Below are 15,801 nucleotides of genomic sequence, written 5' to 3' on the forward strand. Positions count from 1 at the left end.
GGGAAATGACATGCCGTCGCGCAGCGTGTCGATCGTATTGGATACCGAGGTTTCATACGCTGAGAGCCGCCGCACCTGATGCGCGCGGCCTTTTTGCGTGAACGTGCGTCCCGCTTGGGGGTTCCCAAGCACGAAATTACGACTGATCCGTCAGTTTTTATAGGGCGAAACAAAACCTATGGCTTCCAAGGCGATCGAACACGGCACTGCAAAGCGCCGTATCCGCAAGGTTTTCGGCAACATCCACGAAGTCGTGCAGATGCCGAACCTGATCGAAGTCCAGCGCGAGAGCTACGAGCAGTTCCTGCGCTCCGACAAGTCGATCGGCCACGTCTCGGGTCTCGAGAAGACGCTGCGCAGCGTGTTCCCGATCCAGGATTTCGCCGGCACCGCCTATCTCGATTTCGACGACTACGTGCTTGAGCCGCCGAAGTTCGACGTCGAGGAATGCCGCCAGCGCGGGATCACCTACGCCGCGCCGATGCGCGTCACGCTGCGTCTGACCGCGTTCGAGGTCGATCCCGATACCGAGGCCAAGTCGGTCATCGATATCAAGGAGCAGGACGTGTACATGGGCGACATGCCGCTCATGACCGAGAACGGCACGTTCTTCATCAACGGCACCGAGCGCGTCATCGTTTCGCAGATGCACCGTTCGCCGGGCGTGCTGTTCGATCACGATCGCGGCAAGACGCACGCATCGGGCAAGTATCTGTTCGCGGCACGCGTGATTCCGTATCGCGGTTCGTGGCTCGATTTCGAGTTCGACGCGAAGGACATCGTCAACGTCCGCATCGATCGCAAGCGCAAGCTGCCCGTCACGGCGCTGCTCTACGCGCTCGGCATGACGTCGGAAGAGATCCTCAACTATTTCTACAACCGCGTGACGTTCGTCCGCGGCCAGGGTGGCTGGATCGTTCCGTTCCAGGTCGAGAACTGGCGTGGCCAGAAGCCGATGTTCGACATCGTCGATGCGAAGACCGGCGAAGTCGTGTTCCCGAACGGCCAGAAGATCAGCCCACGCGCTGCGAACAAGGCGTTCAAGGACGGCCTGACCGACCTGCTGATCCCGACCGAGGAAATCTTCGGCCGCTATTCGGCATACGACCTCATCGACGAGTCGACCGGCCGCATCTACATCGAAGCCGGTGACGAAGTTACGTCCGAGAACCTCGAACTGCTCGACCAGGCAGGCATCGAGCGTCTCGACCTGCTCGACATCGATCACGTCGCGACGGGTCCGTGGATCCGCAACACGCTCAAGGTCGACAAGGCCGAAGAGCGCGAGCAGGCCCTCAGCGACATCTACCGCGTGATGCGCCCCGGCGAGCCGCCGACGCTGGAGACGGCCGAGGCATTGTTCTCGGGTCTGTTCTTTGATCCGGATCGCTACGACCTGTCGGCTGTCGGCCGCGTCAAGCTCAACATGCGTCTCGACCTCGACGTCGAGGACACCGTGACGACGCTGCGCACCGAGGACATTCTCGAGGTCATCAAGACGCTCGTGAACCTCAAGGACGGCAAGGGCGAAATCGACGATATCGACAACCTCGGTAACCGTCGTGTCCGTTCGGTCGGTGAGCTGCTCGAGAACCAGTACCGCGTCGGCCTGCTCCGCATGGAGCGTGCCGTGAAGGAGCGCATGTCGTCGGTCGACGTCTCGACGGTCATGCCGAACGACCTGATCAACGCGAAGCCTGCGGTTGCCGCGGTTCGTGAATTCTTCGGCTCGTCGCAGCTGTCGCAGTTCATGGATCAAACCAACCCGCTGTCGGAAGTCACCCACAAGCGTCGCGTGTCGGCACTTGGACCAGGCGGTCTGACGCGTGAGCGCGCCGGCTTCGAAGTCCGCGACGTTCATCCGACGCATTACGGCCGCATCTGCCCGATCGAGACGCCGGAAGGCCCGAACATCGGTCTGATCAACTCGCTCGCCAGCTTCTCGCGCGTCAACAAGTACGGCTTCATCGAGACTCCGTACCGCAAGGTCGTCGACCACAAGGTGACCGACGACGTCGTGTACCTGTCGGCTATGGAAGAGGCCAAGCACACGATCGCGCAGGCCAACGCCGAGCTCGATTCGTCGAACGGCTTCGTCGAGGAACTGGTGTCGTCGCGTCAGGCTGGCGAATTCCTGATGGCACTGCCCGACAACATCACGTTGATGGACGTCAGCCCCAAGCAGCTCGTCTCGGTCGCCGCATCGCTCATTCCGTTCCTGGAAAACGATGACGCCAACCGCGCACTGATGGGCTCGAACATGCAGCGTCAGGCCGTGCCGCTCGTCCAGGCCGAGGCGCCGTTCGTCGGCACCGGCATGGAAGAGACCGTGGCGCGTGACTCGGGCGCCGCGATCTCGGCCAAGCGTGCGGGCATCGTCGACCAGGTCGACGCGGCGCGTATCGTGATCCGGGCGACCGGCGAGATCGATGCCGGCAAGTCGGGCGTCGATATCTACACGCTGATGAAGTTCCAGCGTTCGAACCAGTCGACCTGCATCAACCAGCGTCCGCTGGTGAAGGTGGGCGATGCGGTTCGTGCGGGCGACGTGCTCGCCGACGGCCCGTCGACCGAGTTCGGCGAGCTGGCGCTGGGTCGCAACAGCCTCGTCGCGTTCATGCCGTGGAACGGCTACAACTACGAGGATTCGATCCTGATCTCCGAGCGGATCGTGAAGGACGACGTGTTCACGTCGATCCATATCGACGAGTTCGAGGTCATGGCTCGCGACACCAAGCTTGGGCCTGAGGACATCACGCGCGACATCCCGAACGTCGGCGAGGAAGCGCTTCGCAACCTCGACGAGGCGGGCATCGTCTACATCGGTGCAGAGGTCGAGCCGGGCGATATCCTCGCCGGTAAGATCACGCCGAAGGGTGAGTCGCCGATGACGCCGGAGGAGAAGCTTCTCCGTGCGATCTTCGGCGAGAAGGCCAGCGACGTGCGCGATACGTCGCTTCGCCTGCCGCCGGGCGTGTCGGGTACGGTCGTCGACGTTCGCGTCTTCAACCGTCACGGCATCGACAAGGACGAGCGCGCGATGGCGATCGAGCGCGAGGAGATCGAGCGCCTGAAGAAGGATTCGGACGACGAGCGTTCGATCCTGAACCGTGCGACGTGGTCGCGTCTTCGCGAGATGCTGCTCGACCAGACCGCCACCTCGGCGCCGAAGGGTGTCAAGAAGGGCGTCGTGATCGACATGGATCTGCTCGACAGCGTCGACCGCCACGAGTGGTGGAAGTTCGCGGTCGCCGACGACAAGGTCCAGAGCGATCTGGAAGCGGTCAAGATCCAGTATGACGATGCGGCCAAGCTGATCACGGACAAGTTCCACGATCGCCGCGAGAAGCTGGAGCGTGGTGACGAGCTGTCGCCGGGCGTGCTGAAGATGGTCAAGGTGTTCGTCGCGGTGAAGCGCAAGCTGCAGCCGGGCGACAAGATGGCCGGCCGTCACGGCAACAAGGGCGTCATCAGCCGCATCCTGCCGGCGGAGGACATGCCGTTCCTCGCCGATGGTACGCCGGTCGATATCGTGCTCAACCCGCTGGGCGTGCCGTCGCGCATGAACGTCGGGCAGATCTTCGAGACGCATCTGGGCTGGGCCGCACGTGGCCTGGGCCAGTCGATCACCGCGGCTCTCGAGACGTGGCGCGAAGAGAATCCGGACGCCAAGCCGGGTGCGATGCCGGAGGCGGTCCGCGATCGCCTCAAGACGGTGTACGGCGAGCAGTATCACGCCGAGATCGACGCCCGCACGGGTGACGAGATCGTCGAGCTGGCCAAGAACCTGAAGGGCGGCGTGCCGATGGCGACGCCGGTGTTCGATGGTGCCCGCGAAGCCGATGTCTCGGCGATGCTGGCGCTGGCGGGCCTCGACACGTCGGGTCAGTCGGACCTGTTCGACGGCCGCACCGGCGATCAGTTCGATCGCAAGGTGACGGTGGGCTACATCTACATGCTGAAGCTCCACCATCTGGTCGACGACAAGATCCACGCACGGTCGATCGGGCCGTACTCGCTCGTCACGCAGCAGCCGCTGGGTGGTAAGGCGCAGTTCGGTGGGCAGCGCTTCGGCGAGATGGAGGTCTGGGCACTCCAGGCCTACGGCGCGGCGTATACCTTGCAGGAAATGCTGACGGTGAAGTCGGACGACGTGGTCGGCCGCACCAAGGTCTACGAGGCGATCGTCAAGGGCGACGACACGTTCGAGGCCGGCATCCCGGAGAGCTTCAACGTGCTCGTCAAGGAAATGCGCTCGCTCGGCCTGAATGTGGACCTGAAGCAGTCGGAGCCCGGCTTCGACAGCGACGGCATCCAGATCGCGGCGGAGTAACGCGGTTGATTTAGCTTCCCTCCCGCTCGCGGGAGGGGTCGGGGGTGGGCTCCCGGCCAGTGATGGAGCGCCAAGATCGAACCGGGTGCCCACCCCTTCCCAAGCGAGAGCTTGGGCCCCTTCCCCTCCCGCTTGCGGGAGGGGAGTTGGAAGGATCAATATATGAACGAGATGACCCCCTTCGCCAATCCGGTCGCCAAGACCGAGACGTTCGACCAGATCCAGATCGGCATCGCGTCCCCGGACAAGATTCGTTCGTGGTCGTTCGGCGAGATCAAGAAGCCCGAGACCATCAACTATCGCACGTTCAAGCCCGAGCGTGACGGCCTGTTCTGCGCGCGCATCTTCGGTCCGATCAAGGATTACGAGTGCCTGTGCGGCAAGTACAAGCGCATGAAGTACAAGGGCATCGTCTGCGAGAAGTGCGGCGTCGAGGTTACCGTCTCGAAGGTCCGCCGCGAGCGGATGGGCCATATCGAGCTCGCCGCCCCGGTCGCGCATATCTGGTTCCTGAAGTCGCTGCCGTCGCGCATCGGCCTGCTGCTCGACATGCAGCTCAAGCAGCTCGAGCGCGTGCTGTACTTCGAGGCGTACATCGTGATCGAGCCGGGCCTGACCCCGCTCGAGAAGTACCAGCTGATGACCGAGGACGAGCTCCTCGACGCGCAGGACCAGTATGGCGAGGACGCGTTCTCGGCCGGTATTGGCGCCGAAGCGGTCCGCATCATGCTCGAATCGCTCGATCTCGTCGGTGAGCGCACCGCGCTGCTCGAAGAGCTCGCGGTCACCAAGTCCGAGCTGAAGCCCAAGAAGATCATCAAGCGCCTGAAGGTCGTCGAGAGCTTCATCGATTCGGGCAATCGCCCCGAGTGGATGATCCTCGAAGTCGTTCCGGTCATCCCGCCCGAGCTGCGCCCGCTGGTGCCGCTGGACGGTGGTCGTTTCGCGACGTCGGATCTGAACGATCTGTATCGCCGCGTGATCAACCGCAACAACCGCCTGAAGCGCCTGATGGAGCTTCGTGCGCCGGACATCATCGTCCGCAACGAGAAGCGCATGCTCCAGGAGGCCGTCGACGCACTGTTCGATAACGGTCGCCGCGGTCGCACGATCACGGGTGCCAACAAGCGTCCGCTGAAGTCGCTGTCCGACATGCTCAAGGGCAAGCAGGGCCGCTTCCGTCAGAATCTGCTCGGCAAGCGCGTCGACTATTCGGGTCGTTCGGTCATCGTGACCGGGCCTGAGCTAAAGCTACACCAGTGCGGCCTGCCGAAGAAGATGGCGCTCGAGCTGTTCAAGCCGTTCATCTACGCACGTCTCGATGCGAAGGGTCTGTCGATGACCCTGAAGCAGGCGAAGAAGTGGGTCGAGAAGGAGCGCAAGGAAGTCTGGGATATCCTGGACGAGGTGATCCGCGAGCATCCGGTCATGCTGAACCGTGCGCCGACGCTTCACCGTCTCGGCATCCAGGCATTCGAGCCGGTTCTGATCGAGGGCAAGGCGATCCAGCTTCACCCGCTGGTCTGCTCCGCGTTCAACGCCGATTTCGACGGCGATCAGATGGCCGTGCACGTCCCGCTGAGCCTCGAGGCCCAGCTCGAAGCACGCGTCCTGATGATGTCGACGAACAACATCCTGTCGCCTGCCAACGGCAAGCCGATCATCGTTCCGTCGCAGGACATGGTCCTCGGCCTCTATTATCTGTCGATGATGAAGGAGAACGAGCCGGGCCAGGGGATGCTGCTCGGTGACATGGCCGAAGTGCACCAGGCGCTGAACGCTCAGGCGGTCACGCTGCACACCAAGGTCATCAGCCGCGTTCCGCAGACCGACGAGAAGGGCAAGCAGTACCTCAAGCGGTACGAGACGACCCCGGGCCGCATGCTGCTGGGCGAGTGCCTGCCGCATAGCCACAAGGTGCCGTTCGACACCGTCAACCGCCTCCTCACCAAGAAGGACGTGGGCGACGTGATCGACGAGGTCTATCGTCACACCGGCCAGAAGGAGACCGTGCTGTTCGCCGACGCGATCATGTCGCTCGGCTTCCGCCACGCATTCCGCGCCGGCATCTCGTTCGGCAAGGACGACATGATCATTCCGGACGCCAAGGTTGGTCTGGTCGACGACACCAAGGCGCTCGTGAAGGACTTCGAGCAGCAGTATCAGGACGGCCTGATCACGCAGCAGGAGAAGTACAACAAGGTGATCGACGCCTGGAGTCGTTGCGGCGACCAGGTCGCGAACGCCATGATGGACGAGATCCGTGCGGTGAAGGTCGACGAGGAGACCGGCCGTGAAAAGCCGATCAACTCGATCTACATGATGGCCCACTCGGGTGCTCGTGGTTCGCAGGCGCAGATCAAGCAGCTTGCCGGCATGCGCGGCCTGATGGCCAAGCCATCGGGCGAGATCATCGAAACGCCGATCATCTCGAACTTCAAGGAAGGCCTGACCGTCCTCGAATACTTCAACTCGACCCACGGCGCTCGCAAGGGCCTCGCGGATACGGCGTTGAAGACGGCGAACTCGGGTTACCTGACGCGTCGTCTGGTCGACGTGTCGCAGGATTGCGTCATCATCGAACCGGATTGCGGCACCACGCGCGCTCTGGAGATGAAGGCCATTCTTCAGGGTGGTTCGACGATCGCAAGCCTCGGCGAGCGCATCCTCGGTCGTACGACCGCGGAGGACATCGTCGATCCGAAGACCGGCAAGGTCGTCATCCCGTCGGGCACGCTGCTCGACGAGCCGATGATCACGACGATCGAAGGCCTCGGTACGCAGTCGTGCAAGATTCGCAGCCCGCTGGTCTGCGAATCGAAGATCGGCGTCTGCGGCAAGTGCTACGGGCGCGATCTCGCCCGCGGTACGCCGGTTAACATCGGTGAAGCTGTCGGCGTCATCGCCGCGCAGTCGATCGGTGAGCCGGGCACGCAGCTGACGATGCGTACGTTCCACATCGGTGGTGCGGCGCAGCTCAACGAAACATCGAACCTCGAGGCGCATGCCGACGGTACGGTGCAGTTCCGCGATCTGCGTATCATCGTCGACCAGCGTGGCCGTCGCGTGGTGCTCAGCCGCTCGGGTGAAATCGCGATCGTCGACATGGACGGCCGCGAGCTCTCGGTCGACCGCATCCCCTACGGTGCGTACGTGCTGTTCGACGATGGTCACATCGTGTCGCGCGGCGATCGGATGGCCGAGTGGGATCCGTTCACCATGCCGGTGATCACGGAGAACCCGGGCACGATCAAGTATGTCGACCTGATCGAGGGCAAGACGCTCACCGAGCAGACCGACGAAGCCACGGGTATCGCCCAGCGCGTCGTGATCGAATATCGTGCGGCGACCAAGTCGAAGGAGGATCTGCGTCCGCGCATGACCCTGCTCGACGAGACGTCGGGCGAGACCGGTCGTTACATGCTGGCGATCGGCGCGACCTTGTCGGTCGAGGATGGCGCACAGGTGTTCGGCGGCGACGTCGTGGCCCGTGTCAGCCGCGAGAGCGCCAAGACGCGCGACATCACCGGTGGTCTGCCGCGTGTTGCCGAGCTGTTCGAGGCACGCATCCCCAAGGACTCGGCGATCATCGCCAAGATCTCGGGCCGTGTCGTGTTCGGCAAGGACTACAAGGCGAAGCGCAAGATCGGCATCCAGCCTGAGGATGGCGGCGACGTCGTCGAGTATCTGGTGCCGAAGTCGAAGGTGATCGACGTCCAGGAAGGCGATTACGTCAAGCGCGGCGATAACCTGATCGGCGGCTCGCCCGATCCGCACGACATTCTCGAGACGATGGGTATCGAACCCCTCGCCGAGTATCTCGTGTCGGAAATCCAGGAGGTCTATCGTCTCCAGGGCGTGAAGATCAACGACAAGCACATCGAGACGATCGTTCGTCAGATGCTGCAGAAGGTCGAGATCACCGACGGCGGCGACACCACGCTGCTGAAGGGCGAGCAGGTCGATCGCGAGGAAATGGACGCGACCAACGAGAAGCTCGAGAAGAAGCAGACCCGCGCACAGGGCAAGCCCATTCTGCTCGGCATCACCAAGGCGTCGCTGCAGACCCGCAGCTTCATCTCGGCGGCATCGTTCCAGGAGACCACCCGCGTCCTCACCGAGGCAGCGGTCCAGGGTAAGCAGGACATGCTGATGGGCCTGAAGGAGAACGTGATCGTCGGCCGGCTCATCCCGGCAGGCACCGGTGCAGGCCTCAACCGCCTGCGTGTCGTGGCCAACAGCCGCGACGCTGCGATGCGCGTCCAGCAGCGCAAGATGGCGGAGGTGTCGATCGTGGCACCGATGTCGGCTGCCGACGAGCACGCCGCCGAACTCGCGCGCTCGCCGCGTGATGCAGGCGGCACGGGTGAGGATCCGCTCGCAGCGGTCGTCACCTCGGGCACCGGCACCGACGCGGATGCCGGCGAGTATCTGAACGAGACCGAGTAATCGGTTTCGTCAGACGCCTTCGGCGCTGACTAAGGGAAAGGCCGCCGTCCGGGACACCGGGCGGCGGCCTTTTTCGTTTTGGGGCGTGAGGACGCAGTGGCAAGATACAGTAGATCATGGTGCGGAACGGTATCTGGGCATAGCAAGGTCGATGGCGGACAACGGCTCTATTGCACAGACGGTAGTGTCGAACGCGCATTCCTGGCCGAGCTGTTGGAAGACCGTGCGTCGCTGAGGGTCAATTAGCTGCGTTGATCGGTATTCACGTGATCGCTAATCGCTGTTTAACCACCACCACCTAACATTCCCAGCGGAGCGCGACCAACGAAGGCTTCGGCGCTACACCAAGCAATGTGGGGCCATATCTTGCAATTCGTTTCCTCCGCAATTGACGCACTACGAGAGATGAACTGGCTCACGCGAACGCGCTTGATCGGATATCGCAGGATCATGCTACTAATGTCGGCCATTGTTGCGATCGGTATGATCCTGACATCTCAGCAGGGCATTGATCGCATGGGAAAGCCGTTAGGCACCGACTTCCTCGCCTTTTGGTCCGCATCACAACTAGCACTAAACCACCAGGCGGCCGCTGCCTACGATCTGGCCCGGATCTATGCAGTGGAAGTGGCCGCGATGCCGGTCGACCCCGGCCTGTCGTCTTTCCTATATCCTCCGCCCTTCCTGTTGCTGTGCATGCCACTAGGCCTTGCGCCGTATTTTATATCGCTAGCGCTGTGGATCGTGTCGACCGGTCTTGCCTATGGGATCGTCGTTCATCATTGGCTTGTCACGCAACCCGTTGCCGCGCGCGGGGCAACGATGACGATACTCGCGTTCCCGGCCGTCCTCATCAACGCTGGCCATGGCCAGAATGGCTTTCTGACCGGAGCGCTCCTCGGTGGTGGTCTATGGCTGCTCGACCGTCGTCCCTGGATCGCCGGCACCTTGCTTGGTCTGCTCGTGATCAAGCCGCAAATGGCCTTTGCTATTCCGGTGCTCGTCCTTGCCAGTGGGCGGTGGCGGGTCGCGATCGCCGGGACCGTGGCAGCGCTACTGTTCTGCGTAGTCTCGTGGCTAGTTCTGGGCGCGGGTGCGTGGTCAGGCTTCCTTTCCGGCGGGCAGACCGCTCGGGACATCATGGAAGCGGGCTTGGTCGAGCCTGGAAAAATGGTCAGCGCGTTTGCCGCCGTAAAGGTTCTGGGTGGCGGGGCTACGTTGGCCTATGCGGGACAGGGGCTGATCGCGATTGGGGCAGCTTTTGCTCTTGGTGGCAGTGTAAGGCAGCGAAACGCCTCACCGAATGCCCACGCGGCGTTGTGCGTTGCTGCCTCGACATTGATGAGCCCCTTCTTTCTCGACTACGATCTGACGATCCTAGCGTTCCCGCTCGCATGGCTATTCACTGAAGGGCTGCGGCGCGGCTTTCTGTCATGGGAGAAGGCCATTCTCGTCGCGGCCTATCTGCTACCGATCGGAGCAAGGAATCTTGCCCTGCACTTCGGCGTGCCCGTTGCCCCATTTTTACTGATTACCGTATTCGCTGCATGTGTACGGGCCGCCCGTTTTACGGCGCAGCCGGCGTCTTGATCGAACGACGACCGTCGAGCCAGACCTCCGTTGCAAGCCTGAGTTCGTCATACGTACGCGCATACAGAAAAGCATATCAACTGACCTTGGCGCCCGCTTAATTGCGTCCCGCCCCGCGCCCCGATCTCGTACGAACGGTTCGAGGCAAGAGTCCGGTTATTGTAGCTGACGAACTCTTCGTCATGGGTCTGCGGGCGGTTGCGGGCGACGCGTACCACGGCTAGGCGAACAGCCGATGCGGTCGGCGTACCATCCTTCGTCTATCGAGACGCGCGGTTCGACGCGGCGGCGCAGCGGCGCCTTCATGCTGACCGTCATCGCGCATTTCTTCATTCTGCTGTTGCTGTTGCGACTGGCGCCTTCCGCCGTCGTCAAGCCTGAGGAGCGCCGCGAGCCGGTCACGTTCCAGATTGCCCCGGATCAAACTGCGCCTACGCCCCAGAAGCGTACGCCGTCGCCGACCAAGCAGAAGCGTGCGAGCGGTGGTTCGCCGCAGCGCGCGGCACCGAGGGTCCCGTCCGCACAGGCGCCTCCTGCCCCACCGACATCGCCACCACCGTTGCCGATCAAGATGCTTGGCGGGATGGAGATGTTCGATGCGGCCGATATCTCGAAGATGCCGTCGCACCCCGACGACCAGCTTGCCGGCGGGGACGGTGGTAGCGGGTCGGGCAAGGGTAAGGACAGTGGTTCGGCCTATGGTCCTGGCGAAGGCCCGGGTGGCGAGCGGTTGTACAAGGTCGAATGGTATCGCCGACCGACCGATGCCGAGCTCAACGGCTATCTGAAAAGCGCCCCGCCGCCGAACAGCTGGGCGAAGATCGCCTGCCGGATGATCGCGAACTATCAGGTCGAGAATTGCCGTGCGCTGAGCGAGTCGCCGGTCGGTTCGGGGCTGGCCCGCGCCATGCGGCAGGCTGCGTGGCAGTTCCGCGTCCGTCCACCGCGCGTCGGCGGGAAGCAGATCCTCGGCGGTTGGGTGGAGATCGATATCGAGTTCAATTCCGGGAAAGCACCGGACTAGGCAGGCTTGTGATCCTCCCCCGCCAGGGGGAGGATAAAAGCCTCGGTCAGATCTCGCTCGTAATCGAGTGCTTGGCCTCGTCCGACAGCGTCCGCGCCAACGTCTCGAACTGCCCCCCCTCGACGCGGATCTCGTTGAACGCAGGCGGGCTGCCACGCGTCCGCTTCGATAGCGTGCCAGCACCGATCATGCGGATGATCCGCCCGGCCCGCTCGACCGGCACGTCGAACGGGTCGTGGACGTGGCCCGACAACACCGCGTGCGCGCCGGCCTCAGCCAGTGCCGTCAGTGCCTCGTCGCCATGACGTGTCTTCGCCGTGCCCATGGTGCCGCCCTCGATCAGCGGGTGATGCGCACCGATGAGGATCAGATTGCCCTTCGGCACGTCCGCGATCATCGCCAGCGCGCGCTTGAGCGATCCGGGGCTGACGCGGCCCTTCGACCAGTTCCAGCGCCACTGCGCCCGCGCCGTCGTCTTGAGCGGAACGACGGTCACGCCGGGAAGCTCCAACGGCTTCTCGATCATCTGCTCGACCGCTGCGTAGCGCTGGTACGGCGCGAACAGCCGGCGGAATGGATCCCAGTAATAGGGGATGTCGTGATTGCCGACCTCGAGCGTCACCGGCACGCCGAGCGACCGCAGCCAGTCGCCGCCCTGCTGGAACTCGTCCTTCGTCGCACGCATCGTCAAGTCGCCGGTCATGATGACCGCGTCGGGCTTTTCCTCCGCGACACGCTCGGAGAACCAGGCGATCGCCGCCGGGTCCTCCGCGCCGAAATGCACGTCGCTGACGTGGAACAGCTTCAAGCCGGCGCGCCCCGTTTCTATCATCTCAGACAATTTCGGACAGCTTGGCGGGCTCGTGCATCGGGCATCCGTTGAACTGACCACGGAAGTCCGCCGACTGCTTGTACGTTTCCTTGCGCGCGCGATTCACGCCACCGAGCGGCTGATGCGCGGTGATGCCGTGCCAGATGCTGTACGACAGCGCGTCATCGGTCCGATCCGTCACCCCGTGCTCCCACGAAAGCTGCGGCGGGATTTCCAGCGATGCGACGGTCACGAACGGGCTCTGCTCCTCGCCCCAGACCGCGGAGGCATCCTCGATCGGCATCGCATCAAGGTCCGTGTTGAGCTGGACGCGGAATTCCCAGGTGCCGCCATGCTCGATCATCTCTTCGCCGACGACTTCGCGCAAGGCATCCGGCCGTGCCGAGACGTTCACGGTGTCGCCCGTCAGACGCGTGATCCCGGGCGAAACAGGGAACAGCGCGACCTTCGCGATATAGTCGCCGTGGCGGAATGGCGTCTGCGAATAATAGGTCTCGCCGAGCGGATGGACGGGCTTTGCGCCGCCGAGCCGGGACAGCGTCGTGGACTGAGCGCCGACCGCTTCGAGCGCCGACTCGACCACGCGGAAGGTCGCCGACATCGCCTTCTTCACGCCCTCGAACCGATCGGTCGTCTTCGACAGGAGTTTGAGGTTCTTGGCGAACGACTTGGCATCGGGCGCGGCAAACGCCGGGCCGTTGACCATGATGAAGTCCTGCGTCGTATCGCCTTCCGACCCCGGCAGCCGCGCGCCGTCGACGTCCAGGATCTTCAGCGCGAGACCGCGCGGCAGGCTGATGCTGTCGTCGAGAATATCGCCCGCGTTGGTCGAGATGCGGATGATCGCCTCGTGCGCGCCGGGCGTCGCAAAGATACCCTGTGCGAGTTCGGGCGGGAGATTATCGGCGATCGTGAATGTCCCGCGCGCGATGCCGTGCGCCTTGGCATGCACCGAGCGGACCGCGTGGCCGTAATCCTGCGACGTGGTCTCCAGAATATCCTGGAACGAGTCCTTGAGGCCCTGCAACGTATCCTGCTCGTCGGACGCGATCGTCTCCACGGACGGATCGAAACGGACGGGCGGGTTGCTGGGCATGCATATCTCCTCGGGGTACGCATCGGTAACCCGTTGCCCCGGCGGACGTTCCGCTTTCGTTGCAAACCGGGCGCCAACGCGTGATGAAGGCCGCCAAAGGAGCCATCATGCACATCCCACACGTCACCGCGCCGACCGTCGCGATCGCCGGCACCACCGACCGCTTTCCCGTTCGCCGCATCTTCTGCGTCGGCCAGAACTATGCCGACCACGCCCACGAGATGGGCTCCGACCCCGACCGACAGGAACCGTTCTTCTTCTCGAAACCCGCCGACGCGGTCGTTGCGAACGGCAGCACGCTACCCTTCCCGCCCAAGACCGAAGACCTGCATCACGAAGTCGAGTTGGTGATCGCGCTTGGTAAGGGCGGCAAGGATATTGCGGTCGAGGACGCCGCTGCGACGATCTTCGGGGCTGGCATCGGCATCGACCTGACGCGCCGCGACCTCCAGGCGGCGGCGAAGAATGCCGGGCGCCCGTGGGACATGGCGAAGGGCTTCGATCGCTCCGCCCCCATCGGCGCGCTCACGCCGGGCGTGCCCGCAACCAAGGGCAGCATCGCACTCGCGATCGACGGCGAGACACGTCAGTCCGGCGACCTGTCGATGATGATCTGGAGCGTGCCCGAGATCATCGCGACGCTGTCCACCTTCGTCGAGCTGGCGCCGGGCGATTTGATCTTCACCGGTACCCCCGCCGGTGTCGGACCGATCCAGCGCGGGCAGACCGTGCGCGCGACGATCGACGGGTTCGAAACACTGGAGGTGACATTCGCCGCGTGATCGCCCATCGTCAGGCGCATAAACGATACTAAACAGGGGGTTGCATGCCGGACACGAGAGACCTGGGCGCGGAGGGCTTTCTCAGCAGGGCCCGAACCGTCGCCGCACCCGGCTTCAATCGCTGGCTGGTGCCGCCCTGCGCACTCGCGATCCACCTGTGCATCGGCATGGCGTACGGGTTCAGCGTGTTCTGGTTGCCGCTGTCGCGCGCGATCGGGATCACCGATCCGGTCGCCTGCCCCAATCTCTCGCTGCTCGGCGCGCTGACCACCACGACCTGCGACTGGCGGGTCAGCGACCTCGTCTGGACGTACACGCTGTTCTTCGTCGTACTCGGCGCCGCCGCGGCGATCTGGGGCGGCTGGCTCGAACGCGCCGGCCCCCGGAAAGCCGGTGTGGTCGCCGCGTTCTGCTGGTGTGGCGGCATGGGTATCGCCGCGATCGGCATTTCCACGCATCAGCTCTGGCTGATCTGGCTCGGCTCGGGCGTGATCGGCGGGATCGGGCTTGGCCTCGGCTACATCTCGCCCGTTTCGACGCTGATCAAATGGTTTCCCGACCGGCGCGGGATGGCGACCGGCATGGCGATCATGGGCTTTGGCGGCGGCGCGATGATCGGCGGACCGCTCGCCGACCTGTTGATGAAGCATTTCGCTAGCCCCGCAGGCGTCGGCGTGTGGCAGACGTTCCTGGTACTGGCCTGCGTCTACTTCGTGTTCATGATGGCCGGCGCGATCGGCTACCGCGTCCCCGCCGAGGGCTGGGCGCCCGCCGGCTGGACCGCGCCGACGAGTGCCAAGGCCTCGATCAGCCGCTTCAACGTGGCACTGTCGGATGCGCACCGCACGCCGCAATTCTGGCTGGTGTGGCTGGTGCTGTTCTTCAACGTCTCCGCCTCGATCGGGATCATCGGTATCGCCTCGCCGATGTTGCAGGAGCTGTTCGGCGGCCGCCTGATCGACGCCCCCTCGGTGTTGTTCACCGCGTTCGACGACGACCAGAAGAAGTCGGCGGCGGCGGTCGGCGCAGGCTTCGTCGGGGCTATCAGCCTGTTCAACATCGGTGGGCGGTTCTTCTGGGCCTGGTTGTCCGATCGGATCGGCCGCAAACCCTTGTTCGCGACGATCCTCGCGGCAGGCGCGGTGCTCTACGGTTTCGCCGCGCCGGCGCTGGCGGGCACCACGCTGGGCCTGTTCATCCTGGTCTTCTGCATCCTCGCCTCGATGTACGGCGGCGGGTTCGCGACGGCGCCTGCGTATCTCGCCGATCTGTTCGGGACCAAGTATGTCGGCGCGATCCACGGCCGGTTGCTGACCGCCTGGTCGACCGCGGGCGTGGTCGGGCCATTACTCGTCGCGAACATGCGTGACCGAGCGATCGCGGCGGGCGTGCCTCGCAGCGATATCTACCCGCCGATCTTTCTGGTGCTGGCGGCGATGCTAGTTGCGGGGTTCGTCGCGAACCTGTTCGTCCGGCCGGTAGCTGCCAAGTTCCACATGGCGGCGGATGACCGGCCGATCGCGGTCGAAACGGTGGCCGGCGGTACGGCTGCTGCGGCAACCGGAACCTCGCCGATCGTCGTGTTCGCATGGCTGGCAGTCGGGCTGCCGATCCTCTGGGGGATCTACATGACGCTGTCGAAGGCGTTGATCCTGCTCAAATAGGACGCAACCTATCCGCGCCGGCATGGGTTGC

At 63.8% G+C, this 15,801-nt stretch carries 8 protein-coding genes; 6 read left to right on the forward strand and 2 right to left on the reverse strand.

The genetic code is table 11. The features are described 5' to 3' along the window. Nucleotides 1-178: 178 nt before the first annotated feature. The 4 genes from rpoB to IFT67_RS04925 all read left to right on the forward strand — a co-directional run bounded on the left by rpoB (nucleotide 179) and on the right by IFT67_RS04925 (nucleotide 11,396). Nucleotides 179-4,333 carry a DNA-directed RNA polymerase subunit beta gene (gene rpoB, locus IFT67_RS04910; RefSeq protein ID WP_060526672.1) on the forward strand — a complete coding sequence of 1,385 codons (4,155 nt, stop codon included), beginning with the start codon at nucleotides 179-181 and terminating at the stop codon, nucleotides 4,331-4,333. Nucleotides 4,334-4,495: 162 nt separating this feature from the next. Beyond that, nucleotides 4,496-8,782 carry a DNA-directed RNA polymerase subunit beta' gene (gene rpoC / locus IFT67_RS04915; RefSeq protein ID WP_056060318.1) on the forward strand — a complete coding sequence of 1,429 codons (4,287 nt, stop codon included), beginning with the start codon at nucleotides 4,496-4,498 and terminating at the stop codon, nucleotides 8,780-8,782. A gap of 405 nt (nucleotides 8,783-9,187) precedes the next feature. Beyond that, on the forward strand, nucleotides 9,188-10,372 hold the full coding sequence (locus IFT67_RS04920; protein WP_192145247.1) for a glycosyltransferase family 87 protein: 1,185 nt from the start codon (nucleotides 9,188-9,190) through the stop codon (nucleotides 10,370-10,372). 235 nt (nucleotides 10,373-10,607) lie between these two features. Further along, nucleotides 10,608-11,396 carry a hypothetical protein gene (locus IFT67_RS04925; RefSeq protein ID WP_192145249.1) on the forward strand — a complete coding sequence of 263 codons (789 nt, stop codon included), beginning with the start codon at nucleotides 10,608-10,610 and terminating at the stop codon, nucleotides 11,394-11,396. Between the two features lie 46 nt (nucleotides 11,397-11,442). Here IFT67_RS04925 and IFT67_RS04930 read toward each other — a convergent pair whose 3' ends face one another. Both IFT67_RS04930 and IFT67_RS04935 read right to left on the reverse strand, forming a co-directional pair. Continuing rightward, on the reverse strand, nucleotides 11,443-12,228 hold the full coding sequence (locus IFT67_RS04930; RefSeq protein WP_192145251.1) for a metallophosphoesterase family protein: 786 nt from the start codon (nucleotides 12,226-12,228) through the stop codon (nucleotides 11,443-11,445). Between the two features lies 1 nt (nucleotide 12,229). Further along, complete coding sequence (locus IFT67_RS04935; RefSeq protein WP_192145253.1) at nucleotides 12,230-13,324, reverse strand: catalase family protein; 1,095 nt, start codon at nucleotides 13,322-13,324, stop codon at nucleotides 12,230-12,232. A gap of 107 nt (nucleotides 13,325-13,431) precedes the next feature. On the opposite strand from IFT67_RS04935, the gene IFT67_RS04940 reads away from it, so the two are divergent. After that, nucleotides 13,432-14,106: a fumarylacetoacetate hydrolase family protein gene (locus IFT67_RS04940; protein ID WP_197982903.1), complete on the forward strand. Its 675-nt coding sequence runs from the start codon at nucleotides 13,432-13,434 to the stop codon at nucleotides 14,104-14,106. 44 nt (nucleotides 14,107-14,150) lie between these two features. After that, nucleotides 14,151-15,770, forward strand: coding sequence for an OFA family MFS transporter (locus IFT67_RS04945; protein ID WP_192145257.1), 1,620 nt, complete (start codon nucleotides 14,151-14,153; stop codon nucleotides 15,768-15,770). Nucleotides 15,771-15,801: the final 31 nt, after the last annotated feature.

This window comes from Sphingomonas sp. CFBP 13728, from assembly GCF_014841895.1.
Taxonomy (GTDB): domain Bacteria; phylum Pseudomonadota; class Alphaproteobacteria; order Sphingomonadales; family Sphingomonadaceae; genus Sphingomonas.

What these genes read in the sequence shown, in the direction of transcription:
- rpoB (WP_060526672.1), top strand. Translation starts at nt 179, where the DNA reads ATGGCTTCCAAGGCGATCGAACACGGCACTGCAAAGCGCCGTATCCGC.
- rpoC (WP_056060318.1), top strand. Translation starts at nt 4,496, where the DNA reads ATGAACGAGATGACCCCCTTCGCCAATCCGGTCGCCAAGACCGAGACG.
- IFT67_RS04920 (WP_192145247.1), top strand. Translation starts at nt 9,188, where the DNA reads ATGAACTGGCTCACGCGAACGCGCTTGATCGGATATCGCAGGATCATG.
- IFT67_RS04925 (WP_192145249.1), top strand. Translation starts at nt 10,608, where the DNA reads ATGCGGTCGGCGTACCATCCTTCGTCTATCGAGACGCGCGGTTCGACG.
- IFT67_RS04930 (WP_192145251.1), bottom strand. Translation starts at nt 12,228, where the DNA reads ATGATAGAAACGGGGCGCGCCGGCTTGAAGCTGTTCCACGTCAGCGAC.
- IFT67_RS04935 (WP_192145253.1), bottom strand. Translation starts at nt 13,324, where the DNA reads ATGCCCAGCAACCCGCCCGTCCGTTTCGATCCGTCCGTGGAGACGATC.
- IFT67_RS04940 (WP_197982903.1), top strand. Translation starts at nt 13,432, where the DNA reads ATGCACATCCCACACGTCACCGCGCCGACCGTCGCGATCGCCGGCACC.
- IFT67_RS04945 (WP_192145257.1), top strand. Translation starts at nt 14,151, where the DNA reads ATGCCGGACACGAGAGACCTGGGCGCGGAGGGCTTTCTCAGCAGGGCC.